The sequence below is a fragment of the Planctopirus sp. SH287 genome, from assembly GCF_056500625.1.
Window position 1 is genome coordinate 3,948,788 of record NZ_CM151403.1, and the last position, 24,891, is coordinate 3,973,678.

General features: G+C 53.5%; 19 protein-coding genes. 8 read left to right on the plus strand and 11 right to left on the minus strand.

Annotated elements, in window-relative coordinates:
• Positions 1-271 precede the first annotated feature (271 nt).
• Positions 272-1,741 carry an endo-1,4-beta-xylanase gene (locus tag SH287x_RS14585; protein ID WP_479515063.1) on the minus strand — a complete coding sequence of 490 codons (1,470 nt, stop codon included), beginning with the start codon at positions 1,739-1,741 and terminating at the stop codon, positions 272-274.
• 430 nt (positions 1,742-2,171) lie between these two features.
• Here SH287x_RS14585 and SH287x_RS14590 point away from each other — a divergent pair, with 430 nt between their 5' ends.
• Positions 2,172-3,089 carry a phosphoribosylaminoimidazolesuccinocarboxamide synthase gene (locus SH287x_RS14590; RefSeq protein WP_479515064.1) on the plus strand — a complete coding sequence of 306 codons (918 nt, stop codon included), beginning with the start codon at positions 2,172-2,174 and terminating at the stop codon, positions 3,087-3,089.
• 85 nt (positions 3,090-3,174) lie between these two features.
• Here SH287x_RS14590 and SH287x_RS14595 read toward each other — a convergent pair whose 3' ends face one another.
• The 8 genes from SH287x_RS14595 to SH287x_RS14630 all read right to left on the minus strand — a co-directional run bounded on the left by SH287x_RS14595 (position 3,175) and on the right by SH287x_RS14630 (position 15,058).
• Positions 3,175-4,509, minus strand: a complete 1,335-nt coding sequence (locus SH287x_RS14595; protein ID WP_479518712.1) for a dihydroorotase — start codon at positions 4,507-4,509, stop codon at positions 3,175-3,177.
• Between the two features lie 151 nt (positions 4,510-4,660).
• Complete coding sequence (gene holA / locus SH287x_RS14600; RefSeq protein ID WP_479515065.1) at positions 4,661-5,647, minus strand: DNA polymerase III subunit delta; 987 nt, start codon at positions 5,645-5,647, stop codon at positions 4,661-4,663.
• Between the two features lie 272 nt (positions 5,648-5,919).
• Positions 5,920-7,902 carry a hypothetical protein gene (locus SH287x_RS14605; protein ID WP_479515066.1) on the minus strand — a complete coding sequence of 661 codons (1,983 nt, stop codon included), beginning with the start codon at positions 7,900-7,902 and terminating at the stop codon, positions 5,920-5,922.
• A gap of 404 nt (positions 7,903-8,306) precedes the next feature.
• Complete coding sequence (eboE, locus tag SH287x_RS14610) at positions 8,307-9,488, minus strand: metabolite traffic protein EboE (RefSeq protein ID WP_479515067.1); 1,182 nt, start codon at positions 9,486-9,488, stop codon at positions 8,307-8,309.
• Positions 9,489-9,653: 165 nt separating this feature from the next.
• Entirely contained in the window at positions 9,654-10,697 is a 1,044-nt protein-coding gene (locus tag SH287x_RS14615) for a DMT family transporter (protein WP_479515069.1), read from the minus strand.
• Positions 10,698-11,129: 432 nt separating this feature from the next.
• Positions 11,130-12,557 carry an IS1380 family transposase gene (locus SH287x_RS14620; RefSeq protein ID WP_479515071.1) on the minus strand — a complete coding sequence of 476 codons (1,428 nt, stop codon included), beginning with the start codon at positions 12,555-12,557 and terminating at the stop codon, positions 11,130-11,132.
• Between the two features lie 190 nt (positions 12,558-12,747).
• Positions 12,748-13,542 (minus strand): class I SAM-dependent methyltransferase, encoded by a 795-nt coding sequence (locus SH287x_RS14625; protein WP_479515072.1) that lies wholly within the window; start codon positions 13,540-13,542, stop codon positions 12,748-12,750.
• A 286-nt stretch (positions 13,543-13,828) separates the two neighbouring features.
• The gene (locus SH287x_RS14630) at positions 13,829-15,058 is read right to left on the minus strand and encodes a BON domain-containing protein (RefSeq protein ID WP_479515073.1); all 1,230 of its coding nucleotides are present in this window, start codon (positions 15,056-15,058) and stop codon (positions 13,829-13,831) included.
• A 1,147-nt stretch (positions 15,059-16,205) separates the two neighbouring features.
• On the opposite strand from SH287x_RS14630, the gene SH287x_RS14635 reads away from it, so the two are divergent.
• Positions 16,206-16,796, plus strand: a complete 591-nt coding sequence (locus SH287x_RS14635) for a hypothetical protein (protein WP_479515075.1) — start codon at positions 16,206-16,208, stop codon at positions 16,794-16,796.
• Positions 16,797-16,892: 96 nt separating this feature from the next.
• Here the strand turns inward: SH287x_RS14635 and SH287x_RS14640 are convergent, their stop codons facing one another.
• Entirely contained in the window at positions 16,893-18,761 is a 1,869-nt protein-coding gene (locus SH287x_RS14640) for an ArnT family glycosyltransferase (protein WP_479515077.1), read from the minus strand.
• A gap of 223 nt (positions 18,762-18,984) precedes the next feature.
• On the opposite strand from SH287x_RS14640, the gene SH287x_RS14645 reads away from it, so the two are divergent.
• From SH287x_RS14645 to fae, 3 genes are all read left to right on the plus strand, one after another.
• Positions 18,985-19,488 carry a hypothetical protein gene (locus SH287x_RS14645; protein WP_479515078.1) on the plus strand — a complete coding sequence of 168 codons (504 nt, stop codon included), beginning with the start codon at positions 18,985-18,987 and terminating at the stop codon, positions 19,486-19,488.
• A 258-nt stretch (positions 19,489-19,746) separates the two neighbouring features.
• A complete protein-coding gene (locus SH287x_RS14650) occupies positions 19,747-20,709 on the plus strand; it encodes a tetratricopeptide repeat protein (protein ID WP_479515080.1) in 963 nt (320 codons plus the stop codon).
• 453 nt (positions 20,710-21,162) lie between these two features.
• Entirely contained in the window at positions 21,163-21,789 is a 627-nt protein-coding gene (gene fae / locus SH287x_RS14655; protein ID WP_479515081.1) for a formaldehyde-activating enzyme, read from the plus strand.
• A 68-nt stretch (positions 21,790-21,857) separates the two neighbouring features.
• Here the strand turns inward: fae and SH287x_RS14660 are convergent, their stop codons facing one another.
• Positions 21,858-22,709 (minus strand): phosphoribosylformylglycinamidine synthase subunit PurQ, encoded by an 852-nt coding sequence (locus SH287x_RS14660; protein WP_479515083.1) that lies wholly within the window; start codon positions 22,707-22,709, stop codon positions 21,858-21,860.
• Positions 22,710-23,268: 559 nt separating this feature from the next.
• Between SH287x_RS14660 and SH287x_RS14665 the strand changes: the two genes are divergently transcribed.
• From SH287x_RS14665 to SH287x_RS14675, 3 genes are all read left to right on the plus strand, one after another.
• Positions 23,269-23,646 carry an NADH-quinone oxidoreductase subunit A gene (locus tag SH287x_RS14665; protein ID WP_479515085.1) on the plus strand — a complete coding sequence of 126 codons (378 nt, stop codon included), beginning with the start codon at positions 23,269-23,271 and terminating at the stop codon, positions 23,644-23,646.
• On the plus strand, positions 23,637-24,311 hold the full coding sequence (locus SH287x_RS14670; protein ID WP_479515087.1) for an NADH-quinone oxidoreductase subunit B: 675 nt from the start codon (positions 23,637-23,639) through the stop codon (positions 24,309-24,311). The genes SH287x_RS14665 and SH287x_RS14670 overlap by 10 nt, the downstream gene beginning before the upstream one ends.
• A 90-nt stretch (positions 24,312-24,401) precedes the next feature.
• On the plus strand, positions 24,402-24,890 hold the full coding sequence (locus tag SH287x_RS14675; protein ID WP_479515089.1) for an NADH-quinone oxidoreductase subunit C: 489 nt from the start codon (positions 24,402-24,404) through the stop codon (positions 24,888-24,890).
• Position 24,891: the final 1 nt, after the last annotated feature.

The window sequence follows — 24,891 nt, forward strand, 5'->3', positions numbered from 1 at the left end:
AGGGGGAAACCCGTGAGATCTGCGCGATGCCAATTTGGCGTTCACCGTCTTTAATAGAAGCCACACCAAGGAAAAAATATCTGGATGTGCTCCCCGACAATTGTGGCAAAAACTGCCAAAACGCGGGCGTGCTACCAATTTCTCATGGCCTGGCAGTCGCAAGAATTACCGGTTGATGGACATGCGACATGGCTCACGATAAGAGCCATCGGTTTCATCGCATCTGCAGAAACTGCTGCTCTCTCCAACAATCGCGAAAGAGAAAGGCTTGTCACGTGAGGGTCAGAAGCTGTTTGAAAACTTCTTTGGGTTGGCCCTCGCTGTTCCACAACCCGCCATGTGGTAAAGAATGAGGCGTCGCATCGCTGAGATGTCGCCAGGTCACTCCCACAATCGCTGGCTTGGCGATCAGCAATTGGATGACCTCCATCGCCCATTGAGCTTGCCGGGCTTCGCTGGGGCCATTGTTCCATAACCGCTGATCCACCTCGATCTCGGTTGTAGTCTCTAAATCTTTCGTCGTGGAAGACGGGCAGGACAACGTCACGTAGAGCGGAATCCCGAGCGCTCCCCACTGATCAATCAGCCGCGAAAAATCGAGCAAATCCCGATGAATGGTCGATGAAGGATGATATCCAATCGAGATATCAAGGTTCGCCCCACTCAATCCCACACCCGATCTGACAAGTGCGTCGACCGTTTGAATCGGTGAAAGGCGGTGCTGCCCCTTGGCCATATACTCGCCCCAAGGTTGATCAACACGCAGAATGAGTTGACTTTCTTCATCGACCTGACGGGCAATATCAAGTACCCTCGCCAGCAGTGCCAGTCGTTGATCCTCAGGAAGGGTTATCGCGCCACCGGTGTTGATCCGCGTTGCAATTTCCCAAAGACGCACCCGCCCCTGGTAACGCAGCATGGCAGTTTCAATAAAATCGCAGATAAAACTTTGAAGATTGAAGGGATCGTGTTCCCAGGGCACCAGCCAGCGTGGCAAACCATCGTTGCCAAAATCCAGCAACGGCCCGGCACGTACGACCATCTTCCGTTCTTCACACCAGGCAAGCTGCTGATCAGACAACTCCCAAAGATACTCTCCTTCAGTCGGTTCGACTTCTTTCCAGGAGACCCGCAAACTGGCTGACCGAAACGGACTGACAATTTGAGACCAGCTCTCCGAAGGGGCCGCGTGCTCAAGTTCAACACCCAGCACAGCGGGTAAATGAGGATACCGTTGCTGGCGACTGGCCAGAGCCTGACGTGAATAACTGGTGCTCAACTCTAATGCCGCATCGCAAGCGGCGTTAATAGCCTCCGTCGCGATTGAAGAAACTGTCGACACATCGTCTTGAAGTGCCGCCTGTCGAAACAGGGCCTGGGCGTTACGAAGCAATCCCCGGTATTTATCGGGAATGCGCAATCCGACCAGCTCCCACTGAGCGGCTTGATCTCGAATCTGCACAATCTTCCCGCGAGCCAGTTCCAGTGCCAGATTGTAGGGTTCATTTCTCTCAGGAAGTGATCCCGTGGCCAGCAACTGGCGACCATGCCCTTCAACAGGCCAGGCGACGTGGAACTTTCCACTTTCCGAGGAATTACGACGGCAGCCGACGATCTGGCCATCGATCTCCATACGCGAAGGAAAGATCCGACCATCAGCCCCTGCCAGGAACCCGCGATAAACCTCGGGCCAGTCCTTAAGCAATTCTTCAGAGGAAACAATAAAACGCATCAACCCCATCAATCATCCTCTACTGGCTGAATCTCGCTCTGCATGCTGCTTTTGAACGAAGCTCGGCAGGGAACTTTGAAATGGGGGCAAGAACGATTTGGTACTTTTGAATTCGCCAGAACAAATAACCCATGGGATAAAATGGCATGATTCCACCAGGTTCATTCTATCCCATGTTTTTTCCTAAACTCCAGACCACGTTAAAAAGTCTAGTCCTCGCTGGCAGACGGTTCAAGCAGTGGCCATGCTGACGGAGACTTTCCAATGTCTGCTGAATGCCAGACCATGATCGATTGTACCCTGCCCGATTGAAAGTGAGATGTTCTGCCTCGCAGGACTGACAAGGAGTGATGTAAGAGTCATTTCTCACCGCAAGTGGAAAATTAACTGGTCACAACCCTCGTATCCTCGCTGCACGTCCTTCAAAAAAGCCGCAAATATGACGACCCATCACCCCAATTCCCTCTCTTCTGCGTCTCAGCCCGTTCTGGAGAGCCATCTTCCCGGATTGAAGCCCCGCCAGGGGAAAGTTCGTGATGTTTACGAATTTGGCGATCAACTCCTTTTCGTCGCCACCGATCGCATCAGCGCCTTCGACTGGGTTCTTCCCACAGGCATTCCCGACAAAGGCAAGCTGCTAACAAAGATGAGTTGCTTCTGGTTTGATTTTCTGGGAGTCCCTCATCATCTGGTTTCCACTGATCCGGGTTCATTGCCTCTTCCAGAAGGAACAGATTTGAAATCACTGGAAGGACGGAGCCTTGTCGTCAAGAAAACGCAGGTTGTCCCTATCGAATGTGTGGTACGAGGGTATCTGGCGGGGAGTGGTTGGAAAGAATACCGCCAGTCACAAACCGTTTGTCAAATTCCACTTCCTGCCGGCCTGAAGGAATGCGACCAGCTTCCCGAGCCGATTTTTACACCAGCCACAAAAGCGGAAAGCGGGCACGACGAGAACATCTCGTTCGCACAGATGCAGCAGGCGATTGGGAATGACCTGGCAGAAAAACTCAAAACCCTGAGCTTGTCGATTTATCAACGTGCCGCTGACTACGCCAGAACCCGAGGCATTATTCTGGCTGATACCAAGTTTGAATTTGGACTGCTCGAAGGCCAGATCATTTTGATCGATGAAGTGTTAACTCCAGACAGTTCGCGTTTCTGGCCTCTGGATCAATATCAACCCGGAAAAAACCAGCCATCCTACGATAAGCAGTTTGTCCGTGATTGGCTGGAACAACAGCCCTGGGATAAAAATTCTCCCCCGCCCCCATTGCCCGAAACGGTGGTCGCACAAACTCGAGACAAGTATCTCGAAGCCTACGAGCGACTGACAGGCGAATCATTGACCACTTAGCACACCAATTGATCACTCATGATCAGTATGTCTTTGGCAAGACCGTCTCTGACTCAATTGTGTTGGACAGGGGCAGTGAAGAATTTTACCGGTTCCCCCAGTAACCGCCGCGGGAGTGATCGAAGGTGGCTTCACAGCCGCGATGCTCAATATCCACCCGGCCATCAGCAAAAACCAGCTCTCCACCAACAAACGTCATCACAGGCCACCCGGTCAGTGTGGTGCCAGCCCAGGGACTCCAGCCACATTTGGTCAATTGGTCTTCATTCCGAATGGTCTGTGATTTTTGAAGATCCACCAGCACCAGATCCGCATCATACCCCGGCGAAATACGGCCTTTCCCCACCACATCCCACACTCGGGCAGGGGCATCACACATCCAGCTCACCACCTGGTCGACCGTGCATAATCCCCGATGAGCAGCATCCAACATCAGGGCCAGTGAATTTTCCACCGCCGGCAATCCCGATGGCGACTTGGGATAAGGTTGCCGCTTCTCTTCCAGCGTATGCGGAGCATGATCCGTAGCGATCACTTGAATACGTCCATCGTTGAGTGCCTGCCAGAGTGCAGCGGCATCGTCCTTCGTCTTGATCGAAGGATTCATCTGAATCAACGAACCCAATCGTGGATAATCATCCACCGTGAAAAAGAGATGATGCGGGCAAGCTTCTGCCGTAATCAGCTGGCGATGATCGCGGACAATTTCAGTTTCAATCGCCGTGGAAACATGCAGCACATGGAACCGATGCTGATGACGAAATGCCAGATCGAGCGCGCGACGAGTCGCAATCTCGGCGGCTTTATGATCTCTGATCAGCGAATGATCGGAAATCTGTGCCCCACCGTTCAGGCGAGCCGCATTCGCACGAACTGTCGCTTCATCTTCACAGTGAGCGCACAAAGGAAGCGTGGTCTCCGCGAAAATCTGCTCCAAAGCCGCCTGCTCATCCACCAACAGATCGCCCGTACTGGAACCGATAAAAATCTTGATGCCCGGAGTTCGCCGAGCCGCTTTCAGTTCGTCCAGATTGGTTGGAGTGGCGCCAAGATAGAACCCATAATTAACAACCGACTTGGTCGCCGCGAGGGCTAATTTCTCATGCAGACGCTCAACCGTCGTCGTCGTCGGCTTCGTGTTGGGCATTTCAAAAAAGGTCGTCACCCCCCCCTTGGCACAGGCCCACGAAGCGGTGGCCAGATCTTCCTTGTGTGTCAGCCCAGGCTCACGGAAATGAACCTGATCGTCAATCACACCGGGAAGCAAATGCAGCCCCTGAGCATCAATCACACGCTCTGCCGCAGCGGTCGCGGGAGGATCAATGTCAAGAATCTTGCCATTCTCAACCAGCACATCGGCCAGTCGTGTTCCTGAAGGAAGCACGCATTTTGCCCCGCGAATCTTCAACCGCCCTGCCATCATGACTTTTCCTCACCAGCGCTTCGAGGGATTCTTGTCCCCACGATGGTAACTTGTCTCTGAAGGAACAGCACCCTTCGCGATCCGCAAAGGCCATCAGTCTTGCCTTGGTCACGATCTCCCACCGATCAGATCTATCAGGACAAAACGATTACTTGCCCGCGAGTTGAACCAGCAGTTTTTCCATCTGAACCCGATCAGGCAGCTTACTGGCCCCTTTCAACCCCACATCAGCTTCAAGCAGAATTTGATAGAGCTGATCGGCTCGCGGTCGACCAATCCTGCGAAAATAGGCTTCGACGGCGGATTGGTCGCGGGGGAACACACCGGCCTCTTTCATGGCCTGACCCAGCGGCATATTGCGGGAAAGCTCGGCGGCAACGGCCAGCTTCCGAAAAACGAACGTCACCCCCCCCAGAAGCTTTTGTGGTGCTTCATTGGCCCGCAAAAGATCTTCCAGACACGCCAGAGCACGAGCCAGATTCCCATCGCGGGCCGCATCGGTCATGTTCCAGGTGGTTTCAGTCGTCCAGCCACCAACCATCCCTTTCACGTCGTCCAGCTCGATCTGCGGACGAGCACCGACAAAGGAAGACAGCTTGCTGAGTTCCTGTTCATAAGTCCCCAAATCGTCTCCAACCAACTCCACCAGCAGAGCCAATGCATCACGAGAAATCGTTTTGCCGTACTGGTTTTTGGCAGTGGCGGTGAGCCATTTGGTCAGAGCCATCCCTTTCAGCTCACTGCAATCAATCTCCAGCCCTTTAGCGGCACACAGCTTGGCAATGCGCGTGGTCTTGGGAAGAGTTTTGACTTCCAGCAGCAGAATCGATTTTTTCGCAGGCTGGTCAAAGTATTTTTCAATCTGCGCCCGAAACTTTGACACGAAGTCATCGGCTTCTTCGATAAGCACCAGTCGCTTATCCCCCCACATCGAAACCAGGGAAAGCTCATCGCGAACGTTCGGCCAATCAGCCGTTTTGCCCGCCACCTTCATCAGCGACGCATCGTCGCCCCCTAGGGCGACATCGACAATCCGTGAAAGCACACTCTGCCGCAATTTCCATTGTGTCCCGGTGATGATCACCACGGGAGCAGGCGACACCTCTTTCTCTGCCAGAAACTCCGTTGCGTGCATTCCCACACTCTCCCCACCAGGTTGAAAACCTCCTCCATGATACCGCCATCAACATCATTCGTCGCTCCTGAATGATGTTGATGGCGAAAGTGGTGCAGTCGCCGGATGGTGAGAATCTGTTGGCCGGGAGCAAAAAAACTCTAAGGCAGCGTCAGCTGAAATCACCAGAGGACACTCATGCTTTGCAAGTCCCGTGATACGGCACTCACCGGGATCTATCAAAACGTGACTTTAAGTAGTCAGCAGTATCGATTCACTCAGGTACATCATATTTAATGTCGAAGAAATGGCCTGCTATATTCTTGAACCATCAAGAATTGACTATTATTGGGTGTCAGTAACTTCCAGGCAGCAAGATTGTCCTCCAGTTCGATTGCAAACCGTTGGATGGACTCCTGGCGTGTTGTTTTCGCTTGAATGATTGCCAGCAGTTGTTCGATATTCCATATGAAAACTGACGGCATCTTGGTGTCAGAAGTGCGCATGACTTGAATGTGCTCCAGAGCCTCGTCGGCTTGCCCTGACCCCATGGCCGCTAATGCGAGTAGCCTGCGGGCACGAATACTTTTCGGAATCACTTGAATAACAGCCTGGAGCTGCTGGCTGGCCTTGCTATAGTTCCGTTGTTCAATCTGTTTTTCTGCCGTATGCATGAGATCGATTAACTGAGCACGCTCCCGAGTCGTGTAGATCGTGAGTGGCCCCGGGCCGATCACTGGGGCCTGATCGATTGCATGGTGCTTCGCGATTTCCTCAAAGTTAGCCTTCAACCATTTTAATCCATTGACATGCGGTGATGACAACGAGCTATCGATAAGTACCAGAGCACCAACGGAATGATCCTTGAGTTGCCCGAACAGTTGGTCATACGCTTCATCAGGTGCATTAACAGCACAGATGGCACGGCGTCCTGCGTGAAACGGGATCGTTGGATCCCACCCATTGACTCCCGTGAGAACAATCAGCTTGTCTTCTTCGCAGCAATCGCGGCAAGATTCCGCAGTCAACAGAGAGTCTTCATTCAGTTGATCGATGATCGGTCGATAGGCAGTCAATTGCACAAACACGAATGACATGAGTGTCACAAGGGCAACCGCAGGCCCGCACCATCGCCATCTTGAGGGAAACGAGAAACCACTAGCAATCGCCACCCCACAAGCCATCACGAGCAACGTTTGACTGGCCATGCAGTAGTACGTGTGCTGGAAATACAGATTCGTAAACAGGATGTGGCCAGACATTGCTGCCATAATCAATATTAATCCTGTCAGGCGAGACTGGCGAGTGACCAGCAGCAGTACCACCATTGTGACTAATGCAGGGCTGCCAATCCCAAATTCAATATTGAACCACCAGATGCGGAGAAATGTTGCCGTAGATAACCGCTGATCCAACGTGCCGAAGTTCCACCCTTCCAGGGCCGTTGATGTATACAAACTGGAAATCAACATGCGGGATTTAACGAGGTCGGAATAGTTTGTCCACCATTTTCCCGTTAAGTAGGCACTTACTGCTACAATTGCCAAGATAAATAGTGGCCAGAGGCATTGTCGATAGTGTGGGCGATTACGGATGTAATCCATCAGTAATGTTAAGCTTAAAGCGACAACATAAACGGCGACCGTTGTTAACTTGACAGCACCAGCCATACTGCTAGCGATACCAGCGAATAACAACCAGTGCGGCTTGCGTAACGCGAGGAGTGCCATTGCCCACATGGAAATCGAAAGGAATAGTGCGGTGGATTCAATAAGAAAGGCTTTGCCCCAGTAACAATGTAATGGGTTTGCGAGAAAGAGTCCCAGCGTGACAATACGCCATGTCAGTTTGACTTGCAGGTGGCGTAGTACAACATTAAGTGGCAAAACGGTTAACCACAGAAAAGCCAAACCTACGATTCGGCCGCATGAAACCAGGGGCCAGTTCGTCGTTTGACTCAGCCAGGCGACGCACCACTGATAGAGTGGAAACTCAAAGGGAATTCGCCATGGCGGCCCCAGCACTGGGGTTTCGTATTCCACCAGGGGAACACCATTTTTCAAGCTTTGTGCGTTGAGTGCTGTTTGAGTTTCACGAAACGCGTGGCCATCCACCAAAGGCTTGTACCAGCCTTCACTCACCCAGAAAAAATGAAGAATGACACAGACACCGGCAAACAGGCTGGCCAGAACCAATGCCCGAGGACGCGAAGAGTAATTTGAATCGGCTTCGGTACTGCTGGATGTAATGTTCGCTTCTGGTGCTGAAACTGGCATCGAACGAACCTGTCAGCCTCTGAATAAAGTCGAATCAATTTTTAAAAGCTAAGGACGTTTTGAACATCCACCGGCAGGCAATGGCATGCCTTTGGGACGTTTGAATATACAAATCTTGCCTGACAACACGATCTCATATGATTAAAATTTGATGATAATTGCCGATGAAACAGGAAGATACGAGCGCCTTGTTTCCCCGAATAGGATTACTGGGCGGGGCACACTTCTGGCACATCTTCATGTGACGCTGCACTGGCCAAAGCGGCTGTGGTCATGTGCGTGCCATGTTGTCAGTCGGAGCAATCCAGCCCTCGACTTGCAGAACACAACTGTTCTCGCCACTTCTCAGCCAAACGCTCGTACATGGCATGCCTGGCTGGGGAAATAGCTGCAACGCCACGAATTTATGACGGATTAATCAGCGTATGGGCGGTCTGCAATTCCCTGGCGAGACCTGCAATGACGGCCTCTGTTCGTGGTTGGCCGGGCATGACATTCCAGGTGTATGTCTCCACTTCCAGATGAGGAGCATAGGGCAATTGCTTCACCGCAGACAAGGCGTCATCCAGGTCGGCTCGTGTGGTAAAAAGCGGCCCCAGCGTTTTTTCAGAAATGGGCACGTGATAATGCACACGCCAACTGTTCGCTTCCTTAAATTCTAAGGGCGGTGACGCCAGAAATTCTTCCGACAGGTCACTGAACCTCACAAAACCACTCTCCTGCCGATCTCCCGAAACACAGCGGGCGATGGTCTGGTGCATATATCGCGGCTCAATATAGCTTTTGAGAGCCTCTTGAACGTCGGCTTGAAGGGGATTACGAACATCAATGGCGCAGCTCAGATGAACTTTATTGATCCGAATCCCTGCCCGCTCAATCTGACCAATGGCCTGCCCAGCGGCCTCAAATTCAACAGCCTGATGGCACACATCGTAGCACAATCCCAGATGCTGCCGCGCGATCCCTTCGATGCCCCTCGCTTCTGCCTGTGTAAACAATTGGCCAAAGAACTGCACTGCTTCGTCGGTGGTTTCCAACTGGCACAGCGGTTCAGGCTCGATGGCAATCCGAATCAGACGACCGCTGGAATCATGCAAATCATCCAGGGCCACTGCCAGATCTAACAACTGACGAATACAGATGCTGACAAAATCGCCCGTCGGCTCATGAGGCTTATAAGCCAATGGCATCGTTGAGATGCTCCCCTGAAGATCTTCAGGCAGCAACTCGGCCAGCACTTTGGCACAGGCCAGCGTGTATTGATATCGCTTCGGCGACGACCAGTCCGGAAGATAAACCTGATCCTTGACCTGCTCCGAATGAAAATCTCCATACGGAAAAGCATTCAATGTATAGCAAACAAGCTGGCGGCTGCTCAAAGCCTCTTTCAGCGTGCTGACCGCTTCGGGATCTTCGATGAGTTCCGTCACTACCGAGTTTTGTAACCACAAGCCCACAGCCAGCTCGTTCCCGCTGGCTTCACGAATCGGCAGCGCAAACGTGTCGAGGCCGCTGATCACTTCCTGCAACGTGGCGGCAGGATGGACGTTCGTGCAATAACTCAACGGAAGCATTGGGAATGTCATAACAGCACCACTTTGGCCAAAAAGCTGAGGGAACTTTGTGGAACCATCATGCCAAGTTTCTCCGCCCAAAGCCTGCTTCACGTGGAGCAGTCGGGGAGCTTCTTGCCAGTTCCATCAAATGGCTGCAACCAACCGGCAAGATCGCTGGAACTGTCAGACAGGAATTCACGACGTGACTTTAGCTCTCACCAATCTCTCTGGTCGCAACTCTGTTCTTGAATCGATCGGCAGGGAAACCTCAGGCAGCGCTCCTGAAGAATCAACCCCTTCGGCTTGTTCGCTAATGGCTTCCCGTCCTGCCAGTGGCTGAGAGGCGGGTGTCGGGATGATCGGTGACAATACCGGCTTTTCAGCGGCCCGATACTGCACCACCAGCACGGAAATCAGCACTCCCACGAGGCAAGTAAATTGGAGAGCGGTCAACATCTCGCCGTCCATCCAGGCCCAGAAAAAAGCCCAGAGTGGAACCAGATTTGTGACCATCCCCGCAAAGAGTGGCCCCTGATCCCGGATCAGAATATTAAAGCCATACATGGCCAGGCCCGTGCCGGCAACACCCAGAATGGCGATCGAGCCAATGGCCAGGGAGAGGTCAACCAAAGTCGCCCCTTCAGCCACAGATTCCGTGAACCCAGCCAATGGAAGCAAAACCGTTGACGAGCAAACCAGCGCTCCCAGCGTCAATTCCAGAGGATTCACAGTCTTCAACGAGCGACGGATAATGACATTCGCCACCGCATACCCTGCAGGAATCGAGAGAAGCAGCATCAGATCCAGCAGCGGCAGGCTCTTCTGAACTTCGCCAGCAAAGAGAATGGTCAGAAAAAGCAGGGCAGCCAGCACACCCACAAACTGCCGCTGGCTAGGCCAGACCCCCAGAATAGGGATGGCAATAAACATTGTGATCAGCGGATTGAGACTGACGCAGCCACCCACAATAAAACTGTCATTCCGTTCGACGAGCCAGGGCTGAATGACATATGGCCACGTGAAGGCAAGGAACGTGACAACAGCAAAGGGCTTCCAATGCTCCTTTTTCATTGTTCGCTGGGGAGCCAGCACCGCATAGATCAAAGCCAGCGCGATCGCTCCGCCAGCGACACGCCACGCACCAATTGTGAACATGTCAAAAACCGGGTTCGCTTTCTTCATCAAAATGAAGCTGCCACCCCAGACGGTGCAAATCAGCATGAACAGCAAATAAGGCACAGCATTTCCAGTAAACAACGATCGAAAGGCTCTGCTCCCGCCCGACCCACTCCCGAAAGTGACACACTCCCTCAGAAACGAGTTCATGCAAATCTTCAGAGAAGATTGCTTTGAGCAGGAAAGCCACTGGTCTCTGCTCAACTGTCCACAGTTCGAGCGTCGCCCATCGACATTCCTTACACGATCATAGCCCGGATATCTCACCAGGGCGTGGGGGTGGTGTTTTTTTGCTGGTTGGTAATCGGTTGGAGGGCTGGTGGGGGCCGATCGTTGGGGATTTCGTGATCGCGGAGCGGAATTGCAACGGATTTCCGGCGGGTTCATGGTTTTTTACTCTGCTCAGCGCAGAACTTCTCCCCGCTCTTCGCTGTCGAAACAGGTCTTCGACCGAAGAGGCCTTGGCAAACTCCTGATTTCTAAGCCATAGGCTGGTTACACTCGCAGAGGTGTCCGTTCCTGACGCCGGAGGTTGCCAAGGATCTCTCGGAACAGCGCCTGATACGGATACGCCTGCGACAACGACAGCACCACCCGTCGCACACTCACACTGATTCGTCCACCGATCTTGAGCAGCCTGGCCCGAATCGTGTTGACCTGAGCTGTCGCCAGCGACGTGCCTTTCAGGCCGAACTCCTTGAGCGCTTTATGCAGCACATACGCCATGGTCGAGAACAGCACCCGCAACTGATTACTGCGCATGGCGTGGGTACTCGTGCGGTCGGCGAACAGGAACAACTGCTGTTCTTTAATCCGGTTCTCCATCTCGCCGCGAGCACAATACAGATCCTCGTATAGCGGCCGGGCAGCCATGCGTCTTTCCGGCAGACTCGTCACCACGAACCGGGGGTTGCTCCCTTTCGATAAGTGCTCAGCCTTGCCCACCACCCGGCGGGCCTGCGACCAGCTTTTCCGGGTGCGATACTCAAAGTCTTTGAACACCCGGGAAGAGGCCTGAGTCTGCTCGAACAGAGCTTGCGCCTCGTGCAATTCTTTCCCGATGATGTTCAGCAATCTCTTGTTCTTGGCCAGGCCGAAGACATAATCCACGCGGTTTTGTTCACACCAGTGCAGGATCGCTTCGCGACAGAAGCCGCTGTCTCCACGCACAATGATCCGCACCTGAGGCCAGGCAGCACGCAGCTTGGGAACGATCTTCGCCAAGGCCTCCACGGTGCCCGCACAGGCGTCGATATTCGAGGGTTTGAGTAAGGCCAGGAGCGGCCAGCCATCACAAAAACAGTACAGCGGCAGGTAGCAATAATTCTGGTAGTACCCGTGAAAGAACTTGCCAAGCTGATCGCCGTGAATGGGGTTGTCTGTGGCGTCGAAGTCGAGAATCAGTTCTGGCGGTACGCACAGTTTGGCCTTCATCCGAATGAAGATATCGACCAGCGTTTCCTGCAACTGGTCGATGCTGGCGACAATCTTCTTGTAGCGACTTTTCGCACTGGCTCCGGGCGGTGTGAGTTCCAGCCGGTTGAGCGTGCTCTTGCCCGCCAGCGGCTTGCCGTGATCTTGTGGATGGAGGCGATTGTGGCCAGTGATATCCTTTCGTCCACAGAGCAGCGCCAGGAGAGGATCATGGCGAAGTTGTTCGTGATCGTTGAGGTCTTCATACCCCAAAGCCAGCCCCATCACCCGCTGGAGCAGGAGTTCTTCCACGGTGAATTCAATGAGTTCTTCATCGCGATGATCGGTGAAACACCCGGCCAACTGGCGGACGATGCCGAACCGCTCTTCGACTTCGCGGAGTAAGAGCCCCCCGGCATCGGAAGTGATCTTCCCGCCGTCAAAATCAGCGACCACTTCCCGGCGATCGTGGTGCTGAAAGAGCAGCTGCTGCGTGTTACACTCTGTCATGACGAGACGTCCTTGTGCTGGCGTGGTGAGTTGTGTGGTAACAACACTTTACGCAAATCCAGGCGTCTCGTTTATGCTGCGCTGTGAGAAATCCGGGATAGCCACCCTGTTCGACAATGCTTTCAGCTTTTGTTTTTCAAATCGACTTCGTCTGAAAAATTGAGAATTAGTGCATTGCCACAGTTAAAAATCAGGGCTTGATTCCACGGAACCATTTTTGCCTCAAAGTTCCGCAAGAGGTGATGTTCTCAAATCCTGCATCTAGCAGCCAGGAGCGAACTTCTAATTCGGGATGAACCAGCCGGCGAAAATCGGGATGAGTTGGCCAACCACGCCATTGAGTGATCCCGCAAGCATACAAGCCATCACGTAACTTGAATCCCAGTTTTGTACGCCGACTGATCGGCTCGCAATTCAGTTGAAAGACGAGTTCTCCTCCAGGAGCCAGGAGTTTGTGAGCATCAGAAAAGTATTTTTTCAGCAATGGGGCCGGAACGTAGTAGAGGACTTCATAAGAAAAAACTGTTTGAATCCCCCCCGAGTGACCATCAAGCCGGATCGACTCGTTAAGTTCTGGTGTGATCAGGCCCGTACCATCCAGCAGGTGATAGCGGATATTGGGGTATGTTTGCTTGGCCCGTGCTTCATCCAGCAGACGCGGAGCAATATCCAGCCCATAGACATAACAGGATCGACGGGCCAGCGCGTGGGAAAGGCGTCCTATTCCGCAGCCGATTTCAACCACGCTGCCCGTTGACAGAAGGTTCATCCCGCCCACAGCAAACGCGTCAATCAGGTCTTTCTCGGCGGATCCAATCACTTCCTCCCACGTCGCATCCCGTGAGATCAGTTTATCCATCGAGGTCGGGCCTTGTTCAAAGTAAGCCCGATCCCACCATTCTGTCGCCACACCAGTTGGTTTCACCTGAGATGCTGTCCCGGTGGATTTTGTCATCGTTGGTCGTGGTTCGAGCGTTGTCGACATCTTGCGTCTCCCAATACGTCAACTGTGCCGTGTGATCAGTGGCGATCACACGCTGTGATGACATAAGTATGTCGGATAGGAGCATCTATTCTTTCGTTTTCGTAAGGATCTAGCCAGAATCGACGTGACCAATCGGCAGCCCATCAAGATGACCCAGATAATCGTTACAACGGGACGCAAAGCTTCGGAAAATTGCATGTATTTACGAGAAAAGCCCGCATCAGTGAATCACTGATGCGGGCCGGCCATTCTCGGATTCTCCCGGTGAAGGGAGTCAATCAAGTCGTTACCAATTATTCGGGCTGAGGAACCACCACCACTTGTCAGTCCGTGAGCGGAACTTCAAGTTCCAGTATCCATCATCCCATTCCAGGCTGGCTTTACGCCAACCGAGCGGAACCTGAGGATACGGATAGAACGGCCCGATGTAAGGGAAGGCACTGGCACTGTACTGCTGGGGATAAGTCACAGCAGCATAGTTCGGATACTGGGCATAGCTTGGCCAGGCATGATCTGGCATCGAAGCATTGTTGAACATGGCACCTGGAGCACCACCGCCGGGCATCCCTGGGCCCATACCGCCCATTGGCATACCGGCAGGAGGCATCCCTCCTGATCCCATCATGCCGGCGGGTGGCATTCCACCTGGTGGCATTCCCATGGCTGGTGTTGGCTGTGGCCCACCCTGGAAAGCGGCACCATAAACTTGTGGCCCACCCATAGGAGCACCACCCATTGGCTGACCGCCCATCGGGCCACCAGCCATCTGTGGATAGCCGGCAGGGCCTGGGCCTGCCATGGGAGCACGCTCTTCGGTGCAGACCAGGTTGTTCTGAACCTGGGAGACGCCGGCTGTGGACTGGCAGGCACGCGAAGCGGCTGCCTTCTGAGCTGACGTCGGAACCGAACCATCAAGCGTCACAACGCCATTCTGGTAACGGATCTCAATATCGTACCCATCGAGTTGAGCCGATGTGAGTGACTGAGCGATCTGCTCAGCCATCTGCTGGTTAGAAACACCCGCTTCAAAATTGACTTGCTGAATATCGCGGCGGGCAGGACTCATCGAACCGCCAGCCTGCTGAACTCCACGTCCCATTTCTTCGCGTGGCATTTCGTTGCGAGTGACCTGCTGACGTGAGGCAGCAGCAGTGGCAGCTGCCTTGGCACCAGCGGTTGACTTCGCATCACGGGCATCGACCAGGATCAATTCGTTGTTGACCGACTTGACGCCGGGAACACGTTCCACGACCTGGCTGGCTTTATCGCGTTGCTTAGGGTCAGTGACCTTCCCCTTCAGCGTCGCCACACCACCTTTACAGGCGATTTCGATGTCGTAACCTTGCAGCCTGGCCTGTTTCAGGGCAGCGGCAACGTCTTCGGCCATCTTCTGATTGCTGTTTGCAGACTTTGTCGGCGCTGGTTCGTCTTTCGACGACCAGGGAGCGGCAGTGCCGACATTCGGGATGCTGGCCAGCAATCCCAGCGTCAACACCCACTGACCGTACTTACGCATGAACTGGTCTCCTTACCGGTTGTGATCTGACTGCCGGGATGTCTCGATCTCAAAAGTCCGTGCAGACGGAACACACCGAGAATGGCCTTCGGTCGAATTCAGCTGCTGGCGGAAAGGCGATCGAGTTCGCCTCTGTCATGATTCGAGGAAGTCTGCTTCGCATTCCCTGCGGGCAAGACTTCCACCTGTCCTGTTACATCGGGTGGAAACGTTCCAAAGGCACAGACTATTCCGATTTTTTCGGGAGTACCTGTTATGTCGCCTGCGTAATCCGCCGGTTTCGACCTGAAGTGACCGCCCATAACCCAGACTAACGCACTTTCTGCCGAAGCAATCAAAAGTAGGGCAGGCCCCCGCCTGCCTTCCTGAATTAATTCCAGCACCTAAAAGGTAGGCTGAAGTGACAGCCCATAACCCACACTGACGCACTTTCTGCCAAAGCAATCAAAAGTAGGGCAGGCCCCCGCCTGCCTTCCTGAATTAATTCCGGCACCTGAAAAGGCAGGCGGGAGCCTGCCCTACTGCGACTTTCCAATGACCAACGATTGTCTCTTCCATTAGATAAGGCACAAACATTGTCATGGGTTTGCCGGCTGTAGCACCGATGTTCATGCCGCTCCCTCAGAAAGGGTTCGTTCTCAACACCGCCTGTGTGCCACGCTGACGTTTTCTTGTTCGAGTTATTGCCAGAAAGTCCGGCTTTGGATTCGATGTTTTGAGAAACGTAATAGTCATCGAGATTCACCGGGAGCAACGGCCAGCAATGGACAATGTCATGGCATATTTTCTGAAGACCTATTCCGGGTATATAAGGACAGAGTCCACCAGAACTCTGTAATCCGGCCTCAAAAGAGGGTGAATTCTTAAGTGTGGCCAGAACCATCCCGCCTGATGATTCGTTAGAGAACAGGGATGTCACTGCGTTCTCAACGGCTTAATCATCTTCAATCATGCTACGGCAATGACCGCCGATTGATGACCCGGTCAAGATCAACTGAGGCCTCACAGCCGTTAAATCCGAAAAATCCCCACAGTTTCACACGCCTGACGATCGATACAGAAAGTGCAATCGGTAGATCCCTTGCGATTGCGAGGGGCACCGACTTCAAACCACTACATCGTCAGTTAGTTCCATCGGAGTGAGAAAATGCCCAAGAACGGATGGCTTAAGCGCCTCGCGCTCGTCGCTGTCATTGGCATGACGACGCTATCCAGCAGCGGGTGCAAGCTCCTTCTGTGGGATGGCTTGCTGGGAACCGCATTTCAGTTTGCCGGTTTCTGGGATACCACACCCATCATCCCCGTCAGTCCTTACTATAGCGAACTGATCGAGGACGCTTATGTCCGCGAAGAACGCTATGAAAAGGTGCCCGTTCTGGATCCCGTTGAAGGGGAGCATGCTCCTCTCTTCTGTCAGGATCCCCCCTCACAGGATGAAGTGATGCGGGCCATGCCGAACATCACCTCCGGGGGATGGGTCTTCCTGGCGGAAACCAGCATGAACAATGTTCGCATTGTGGTTGAACCAATTGTCGACCGGATCGACGATTGCCGCTTCTTCCCCATGGTCGGCCCTGCTCGATTGAAGCACTGCCACTACAAAGCCACGATTTACTTCGATAAGACGATCCGTTCGGGATGGCCAGTTCCCTTCTCGCACAAAGACGAATCGATCGAAGTGGTCTATGTCGACCATGACCACCTGATCCGCTGTGCCGGGCCTGCCATGGCTCCGTGAGTCCATCGACCGATCTTCAAAGCTCAAACAAACAGACTCACGATGCTCAACAGGCATCGTGAGTCTGTTTGTTTGTATAAACTGATCAGCGAGAGATTACTTCCCCGATGACTGTTCGCTGTCAGTTGTCTGAGTCGCAGTTGTCTCAGTCGCAGAAGAAAGCTGTGGCATTGGATAAAGTCCCGCAAGAGGGACTCCTGCCAAAGAGCTGACGACCAAAGGCTTTGTGTTTGCCAGTGCTTGTTGAAGATCCACTGGGAGATCTGCTCTTCTCCAGAAGACGACCAGATAGCTGTTCTCATCTGTTGAACGAGGGGAGTTCTCAGTCATTGACCAGGGGATCAGCTTCCAATCATTGCGAGCAATTGACGGAACCTGTGATTTCCAGTCATCCAGTTGGAACTGATGCAGCACAGGGGCGACCCAGAGAGTTGCACCGCGAGGGATGGTCTTTTCGCAATCTTCCCAGAACTTGCGGCTCAGCCCATCAGCCCAATAGCTGGTTTCCATCCCTAGAAACCTCGCTCCACGCACACCACTGACCATGCCGCCGTAGTTCGACAGCCAGTAAGGACTGCTGCGAATCTGAATGACAACCAGCCAAAGGAGTAACGCTCCTGTGGCGATCTGGATGCCCCGGCGAATGGCGATCGGGGGGAGCCAACCAATGCGAGAAAGCTGTTCCCAGCATGTGGCCGCCCCCACACCAATCATCAGGGCAAACATCGGATAGATAATAAGGAACAACCGCTCTCCGTCATAAACAGCCACATGCGGCAAGCTGAAGACAATTAACGGCACCAGCAGGAAACGCAGCAGCATGCGGCCGCGAACAACAGCCGTCTGAGGATCAGTCATGGCTTGCGGCAGTTTCCCCAGAAAGACCAGCCAACAGCCATAAAACCCCAACAGCCAAACGGGCAGCGAAACCACAATGGCACTGGTCACCAGCGGGTAGTGCCAGGGAACCGCGCGATCAGAAAAAGCACGTCCCAGATACCAGACCGATAGCTCGGCCCGGTTCGTTGTTCGTCCCAGGTATTGCATTGTGTGACCAATGGGATCACTCCAGAGCCAGGGCCAACTGAAGAAAACAATGGCCGAGGCCAGGGCGGCTAACCCGATCGCGCGGGCGGATCGCAACCGGTATACATAAGCGAGCCACACCACCACCGGCGGGATCAGCAGGATCGCCTGAATCTTGGTTAACAACGCCAAACCATACAGCGCGCCGACAAAGAGGAGCCGACCAGTAGAAATCGGGGGGAGAGGAACCGAAGGCTGATGAGTGGCAGCAACCGGCTTCACCACCAGCCCCCAGGCGGCTCCCAGACAAAAAACGGTACATGCGAGATTCGTCGTGGTTTCCAGAGACGCCAGGTGCGCATGAGCAAAAACCCGCGGCATCGTCAGCAGCGCCAGCCCGGCTGTCAGGCCCACAATCCGGCCTCCCCACCAGGTTCCCCAGATCGTCATCAGCGCAATGGTCAGGCCAAAAGCCGTCGCTGAACCAGCCCGTGCCAGCGTGAAGTCAATCCCTGCCGGCCCTTGGCCCAGGCTCTTAATACCAACGATGTGCCTGAGAAACTCATGGTGAATCCCCAACCAGATTCTCCCGAGTGGGGGATGATCGGGAAGGTAAACCTCCTGCTGAAAAATTTCCTGCAGGCTACGGGGATCGATGACCGCCAATCCATAGGCCGAAAAAGCCCTGCACAAAAACACGCCCTGTTGAACATTGAACGATTCATCAATGGTCACCCCCGGCCCTTGTGGCCAACCGGGATGCAGTCCACCGGCATCGATCTGGCACAGAACCCACAGCGTGGCCACCATTCCCAGCACGCATCCTGGCCAATGAACTCGCAGAAAATTTTGCAGGCTTTGCCAGAACCTCAATAAAGAGGCCTGGCGAATTTCAGCGTTGACCGTTTTTTTCCCACTCACAGACCGTGGCTCCGACAATCTCGTGGTCACTCCTCAGCGAAACCGCAACCAGTTATCCTATCCTCTGAGGTGAGGTGCCTCGACTCCACGCGAAAGATTCCTTCGTTGAATGGTGAATCTGTTCCGGGGAAACGAGATCGGGTGGCATGTGGCCGGGTATCTCGTAATGGTGATTCGCCGTGAGGTCATCGTTGAGTCAAGATCACAGCTCCCGACGGAGCATGACTAAGGATCTTTTTTGATGGTTGCAGATTTGGCCCGCTTTGAAGGTCATGGACTTTCTTTCAGCTATCCTCGCGGCTGGGCACTGACGGAAGAATCCAACGACGATGCGATCACGATTACCGTGAATTCCAACGGTTGCTCCTTTTTCACACTTGTGATCATGGATCCGCCCCAAGACCCGGAAGATGTCGTTGAGCAGATTGTCGAGACTTATCGTGACATCTATCCAGAGATGGACGAGTATCCTCAGTTTATTGCCGCTGGTGCTCCTGGCCTGCATGCCGCTCGTGAGTTGGACTTCGTCTGCCTGGACATTGTGACGACAGTCGGCGTCCACGCCTTTCGCACGGGAGACAGAACATTAATGACACTGGTGCAGGGGCCGGATAAAGAGTTGGAAGACATCAGCCCATTATTGGAAGCCATTGCCAAAAGCGTACAGGCCGATGATGCCATCGATGGTGCCGACCATGGTGACGATTCAGGCCCTTTTTCCACCGAACAATCTGCGAAAGAATAAACGCTTCCGGCAGAAGCCACACTGTTCTTTTGTGCCGTTCTTTTGAATGACTGTGAAGATTTTATGACTTGGCTGCGGATTTCTTTTCTGACTAAGAGAAGAGAATGTCTATAGTCAAATCAGGTTTCCTCTGTACTCACATGCTTGAAATGCCAAGGTCTGGAATGCCCATGCCTGGAATACTAGGAGCAAGCCATTCGCCAGATGAGTACCATCAGCGGGATGTGATCGTGACTGTTCTTCTGGAGAGTTCAGAAAATGTCGAACACCTCACAGGATGAACTGCTGGAACAGGCCCGCGACCTGATTCAAAGCCGCGATTATCAATCAGCCATCCGCCTTTATCAGTCCATTCTGGCTCAGACACCCGCTTCGATTGCAGCGCTGGAAGGATTGGCTTCTGTTTGCTTTCGCCTCGGAGACTACCCCCAGGCGGTCAACAGTTTTCTCGAAGTCGGGGCACTCAAGCCGACTGATGGGAAACCGCTATTCAATGCCGGCGCGATCTATAACCGGATGGGCGAATACCAGCGCGCGATCGACACGATCCGTAAAGGGCTGGCTCGCGATAAACGCTGTGCCGAAGGGTATTATAATCTTGGAATTGCTCATCGAAAGCTGTCTCAATGGCAAATGGCCATCTCGGCTTACCGTGAAGCCATTCGGTTGGATTCCAAATTTGCCGAAGCTTATCAGAACCTGGGCAATGTCTATATTGAATTAAAGAACTACCCTCTGGCAATTCAGAACTTTAAGAAAGCACTGGATGTCAAGCCTGACTTTGCCAAGGCCGAAGCCGGCCTGCAAAAAGCCGAAGAGTTAACGCAGCAGCAAAAAAGCCAGGTCAGCCCGTTTGGTCGGCTGGTTGATCCCACAACGACAACTCAGCAGCCCACCTCTGACAGTTCGGGCGTGATGCGGCAGATGTCGCATATCCAGCGCCACCAGGATCGGCTGGCTGTGCGTGAGTTATCACGACAGACAGAAGCCGCCACGTATGAATTGCTGGAATATCTTCGCAATGAGTTTCTTCCTGTTTATGAAACGCTGCACCATCTCGTAGCTGAAGGAGAGGCTGGTCTGGCATTGCATCGGGCGGCATTACAGTATCGGGATGCCGTTCACCGACTGGCTGAATATCGACGACTGCAACACCGCAAACTATTGGAATTACAAGCTCACGAAGAGCTGATCCAAATGCAGAATGTGAGTGTCGGATAATTCTGATCCGTGACGCTTGAGGCCTCTTAAAGCCTATCCGGGAAGGCTCCCTCTCCCGCTTGCGGGAGAGGGCCGGGGTGAGGGCCGATGAACCAGCTGTGTTTTTCAAAGCCAATGCCAATCCCCTCATCCGGCCTACGGCCACCTTCTCCCTCGACGGAGAAGGGTTTGAGCGTTTTCGGATAGCCTCTTAAAGCCACATTGGCTTGTTGCGTTTCTGCATCAAAACCATCGAAACCGCCTGCCTCAACCCGGCTCTGTGGCTTTCTTCCTTAACCACTGGTTGACAACTCATATTGCCGATTCGCATGCTTTCATCGCGCGGGTTGCGTCTCGTCAGAGAAACTCTGGAAAGACGTCTCGTTGATTCTCTCATCACAGGATTTCCTGCCCAGAGGGATCATTTTTCAACTCCAGCTTCATCGACCGCATTCTTCACAGAAAGTGACATCCATGGCCAAGAAGAAGGCAGCAGCACCCAGGAAAACGACAGCAGCAAAGTCAGCTCCAGCCAAAACCGTGAAGAAGGCTGCGCCAGCCGCTCCCGTGGCAGCACTCCCTCGAATTGGCATGCGCACCGGAGAAGCTCTTGTCGAAGCTGAGCCGGCATGGTCAGCAGCCGAGCCGGAAGTCGTCATTGGCGAACTGGACGGCCCCGTCGGTTATGCCATGGCAAATCTGCTCGGCGACCAGATCAAGGGGCACTCGCGAGTTTTTGCGATTCTCAATTGTGATGTGCAGGTACGTCCCGCCACGTTGATGGTGAGTAAGGTGACGGTCAAGAGCGAGGCCTACACCAATATCCTCATGGGGACAGTACAGGCAGCGATTGCAAACGGCGTGCTGGACGCAGTTCGCAAAGGAGATATCCCCAAAGAAAAAGCCAATGACATTGGCATTATTGTGTCTGTCTGGCTTGATCCCAGTGTGACGGAGGTCGAGATTGACCATAACATTCTCTTCGACACACATCGTCAGGCCACGGCAAAAGCCATTGCGAAAGCCATGAACCATGAGCCGTCGATTGACTGGCTGCTCGAGCATCAGCACGAAATCCAGCACTGTTTCAAACCGGCCTGATCGAACAGGAACTCCAATCCCAATCACGCCATCGCCCCGTGCGTATGACACAAGGGAAGAACAATGGTCTAACTGAAGTAGTCGATGGCGTTCTGGAAGATCTGCTTCCCCGCGCCATCGCCCTTCAGGTTCAATCGCGTCCAGTTGGGATGCTGCGTCGCAAAGAGAAAGCGTTCGGGATGTGGCATCAACCCCAGAACTTTACCCGAAGGATCACACAGCCCGGCAAGATCGGCAACCGATCCATTGGGGTTCGCCTGCAACATGATGGGAGTGGCCACGGCAGCGCCCGCCTGAGCCGTTGAAACCACTCGTTCCGCACTGTGATATTTTTGCCAGGGCTGATAAGTCAGCGCCAGTTGCTGGCGGGCTTCCCAGTTTTCAAGCACCGACAGGTCACGCACGACGATCCGTCCTTCTGCGTGAGCAATCGGCAGATCAAGCTCATCGATCCCTCTGAGGAAAACAGAGTTGCTGGAGGTGGCTTTGAGCCGCACCCAGCGGGCGGTGTAGCGACCATTCGCGTTCCATGTCAGCGTGGCGTCAGCGGGAGCTGTGTGCTCGGCCTGATGATTCCAGCTGTTGGCCCCCTCGGGAAGAATGCCGGCTTTCAGCAGTGTCTGAAAGCCGTTGCAAATACCCAGCACCAGCTTATCGCCAGCGAGAAACTCACCGATCTCCTGACCCAGTGCCGTTCGGAGTTGACTGGCGAAAATCACGCCAGAGCCAATGTCGTCACCATAACTGAAGCCGCCGGGGATACAGAGAATCTGAAAACCGCTTAGCAGAGAAGGGTTTTCCAGAATCCGGTTGAGATGGAGAACCTCGGGCTGCCCGCCGCAAATCTCAAAGGCATGGGCCGTTTCCTGGTCACAGTTGGTTCCGGGAGCACGCAGAATGCAGACGCGTGGAGATGACATGTGATCGGTGGCCTTCGAGTTGTCAGCAATGAGGCGTTAGCAATAGTGACTGACGCTGCTCAGCAAGGCAGTTTCCCGTATCTTGGCGCCAACTTCAATCGAGGGCGGCCTGCAAGACAGTCACCTCATCCAAAGAGTCACACGAAATCAGGCTTTGAACAACGGGGATTGCTACTGGCAATAACCGGTGAATCGCGGAGTCCGCTTCACGCTTGCGAATTTGTGAGGGTGGGTCAAAGAGCGAAGGGGGGCCAGCTCTTTTTGCTGTAAGCCTTTTTCGCACATTATGTTGTGTTTTTAACACCGAAGTGAAAACGTGGGCATTGAATTCGGGGAGTGGTTGAAGTTAAGAGCGGGTGGAACTAGAATTGGCTTACAGCTTTGCGTCGATGAACATGAGGTTTCGCTCGCCAGTTTTCTTAGTGAAAATCCTGTCGAAACAAGCCTCCAACAAGACCACTAAAGTATTTGTGGCAAGACGTTTACAAGAATTGCAGACGGAGCCAGAATAACGTTCACAGGCAATTTTCTGTGGGCCAAGCCAGTAGAACGGATCGGAATGGACGGCTTATTCGCAGTTCTGATTTATGCCGGGGTGCTGTTCGGATTCGTGATCACGAATCTGATTCTGACGCATATCATCGGGCCTAAAAACCGGACGCCTGTCAAGCAGATGCCGTACGAGTCGGGGATGGATCCTATAGGGGATGCCCGGCAGCCATTCGATGTGAAATTCTATCTCGTCGCGATTCTCTTTCTGATTTTCGACGTTGAGCTTCTCTTTATGTATCCCTGGGCCGTTGCCGCTTATCTTGGCGAAGGTGGCGTTCCTCAGGCACTTAGCAACACGGTCTACAGCGTGATGCTGGTTTTCTTTGCAACTCTTGCAATTGCCTACATTTACGCCTGGCGAAAGGGTGTGTTCAAATGGCGATAGCCCCACCTTCCGGAACAGCCGGAACATCGAGTCCGTTTGTCAATCCTCAGAAGGGACTGCCTGACAACGTTTTCCTGACAACGTTAAACGCAGCTTCGAGCTGGGCACGCAAAAACAGCCTTTGGCCCATGCCGTTTGCAACAGCCTGCTGCGGCATTGAATTGATGGCGACCGCTTCTTCACGATATGACCTGGCCCGTTTCGGTGCAGAGGTGATGCGATTTTCCCCCCGGCAATGTGACCTGCTGATTGTGGCGGGCCGCGTGGCGATGAAGATGATGCCCGTGCTTCAACGCATCTGGCTCCAGATGCCCGAACCTAAATGGTGCATCTCGATGGGGGCGTGCGCCTGCACGGGCGGCGTGTTTGATACGTATGCCGTTGTCCAGGGTGTTGATCGCTTTATCCCGGTTGATCTCTACGTGCCGGGTTGCCCACCACGCCCCGAGCAATTAATTGCGGGCATTATGCAGCTTCAGGACATTGTCCAGCAAACTGGCACCATGCAGGGGACGGAGTTTCAGTACCGCACCCGACCGACCGGGCCTGCCCCATTCGATGCCGACGAGATCATTCGTATTCGTGAAGGACAGTTGCAGTTGACGCCGCTGGAGTTACCCGTGTCACTTAAGCGTCCCGCCAGCTTGCCACAAGTCAATTCCTGAAAGTGTCGCTTCTACTGATGCTGGTCAAGTCTGGTATTTGGTGCGTTGGTTCGGTTGTAGCAGACAATTCCCCAAGAAGGGTAGGTTTCGGTGGACTTCGCAGCACTCAACGAACACATGGGTGGCGTCCTCAAGGCAGAAGCCTTTCGTGACAACCATCGCGTCATTGTTCCGGCTGACCGTCTCGAAGAACTGATGTCGCATCTGAAGCACGCCCAGGGGTTCGATTTCCTGAGCGATGTCACCTGTTGCGATTATCTTGAATACCCAGGTGCCGTTGATCGGTTTGGCGTAATCTATGTTCTGGTGAATACCGCCACACGCGAACGCCTGATCGTAAAAACATTTGTCAATGAGCCTGCTCCCAAACTTCCCTCAATGTACAGCCTCTGGAAAACAGCAGACTGGACGGAACGCGAAGTCTACGATCTGTTCGGAATTCACTTTACAGGCCATCCAAATCTCCAGCGGATTCTTTGCCCGCCAGAATTTGAAAGCCATGCACTGCGTAAGGATTATCCATTGAAGGGACGCGGGGAGCGACACAACTTCCCGGTGATTACTCGAGCGGAAAGTTAAT

Excerpts from the sequence above, each read along its gene's own strand:
- SH287x_RS14585 (WP_479515063.1), bottom strand. The coding sequence starts at position 1,741 with ATGGGGTTGATGCGTTTTATTGTTTCCTCTGAAGAATTGCTTAAGGAC.
- SH287x_RS14590 (WP_479515064.1), top strand. The coding sequence starts at position 2,172 with ATGACGACCCATCACCCCAATTCCCTCTCTTCTGCGTCTCAGCCCGTT.
- SH287x_RS14595 (WP_479518712.1), bottom strand. The coding sequence starts at position 4,509 with ATGGCAGGGCGGTTGAAGATTCGCGGGGCAAAATGCGTGCTTCCTTCA.
- holA (WP_479515065.1), bottom strand. The coding sequence starts at position 5,647 with ATGCACGCAACGGAGTTTCTGGCAGAGAAAGAGGTGTCGCCTGCTCCC.
- SH287x_RS14605 (WP_479515066.1), bottom strand. The coding sequence starts at position 7,902 with ATGCCAGTTTCAGCACCAGAAGCGAACATTACATCCAGCAGTACCGAA.
- eboE (WP_479515067.1), bottom strand. The coding sequence starts at position 9,488 with ATGACATTCCCAATGCTTCCGTTGAGTTATTGCACGAACGTCCATCCT.
- SH287x_RS14620 (WP_479515071.1), bottom strand. The coding sequence starts at position 12,557 with ATGACAGAGTGTAACACGCAGCAGCTGCTCTTTCAGCACCACGATCGC.
- SH287x_RS14625 (WP_479515072.1), bottom strand. The coding sequence starts at position 13,542 with ATGTCGACAACGCTCGAACCACGACCAACGATGACAAAATCCACCGGG.
- SH287x_RS14630 (WP_479515073.1), bottom strand. The coding sequence starts at position 15,058 with ATGCGTAAGTACGGTCAGTGGGTGTTGACGCTGGGATTGCTGGCCAGC.
- SH287x_RS14635 (WP_479515075.1), top strand. The coding sequence starts at position 16,206 with ATGCCCAAGAACGGATGGCTTAAGCGCCTCGCGCTCGTCGCTGTCATT.
- SH287x_RS14645 (WP_479515078.1), top strand. The coding sequence starts at position 18,985 with ATGGTTGCAGATTTGGCCCGCTTTGAAGGTCATGGACTTTCTTTCAGC.
- SH287x_RS14650 (WP_479515080.1), top strand. The coding sequence starts at position 19,747 with ATGTCGAACACCTCACAGGATGAACTGCTGGAACAGGCCCGCGACCTG.
- fae (WP_479515081.1), top strand. The coding sequence starts at position 21,163 with ATGGCCAAGAAGAAGGCAGCAGCACCCAGGAAAACGACAGCAGCAAAG.
- SH287x_RS14660 (WP_479515083.1), bottom strand. The coding sequence starts at position 22,709 with ATGTCATCTCCACGCGTCTGCATTCTGCGTGCTCCCGGAACCAACTGT.
- SH287x_RS14665 (WP_479515085.1), top strand. The coding sequence starts at position 23,269 with ATGGACGGCTTATTCGCAGTTCTGATTTATGCCGGGGTGCTGTTCGGA.
- SH287x_RS14670 (WP_479515087.1), top strand. The coding sequence starts at position 23,637 with ATGGCGATAGCCCCACCTTCCGGAACAGCCGGAACATCGAGTCCGTTT.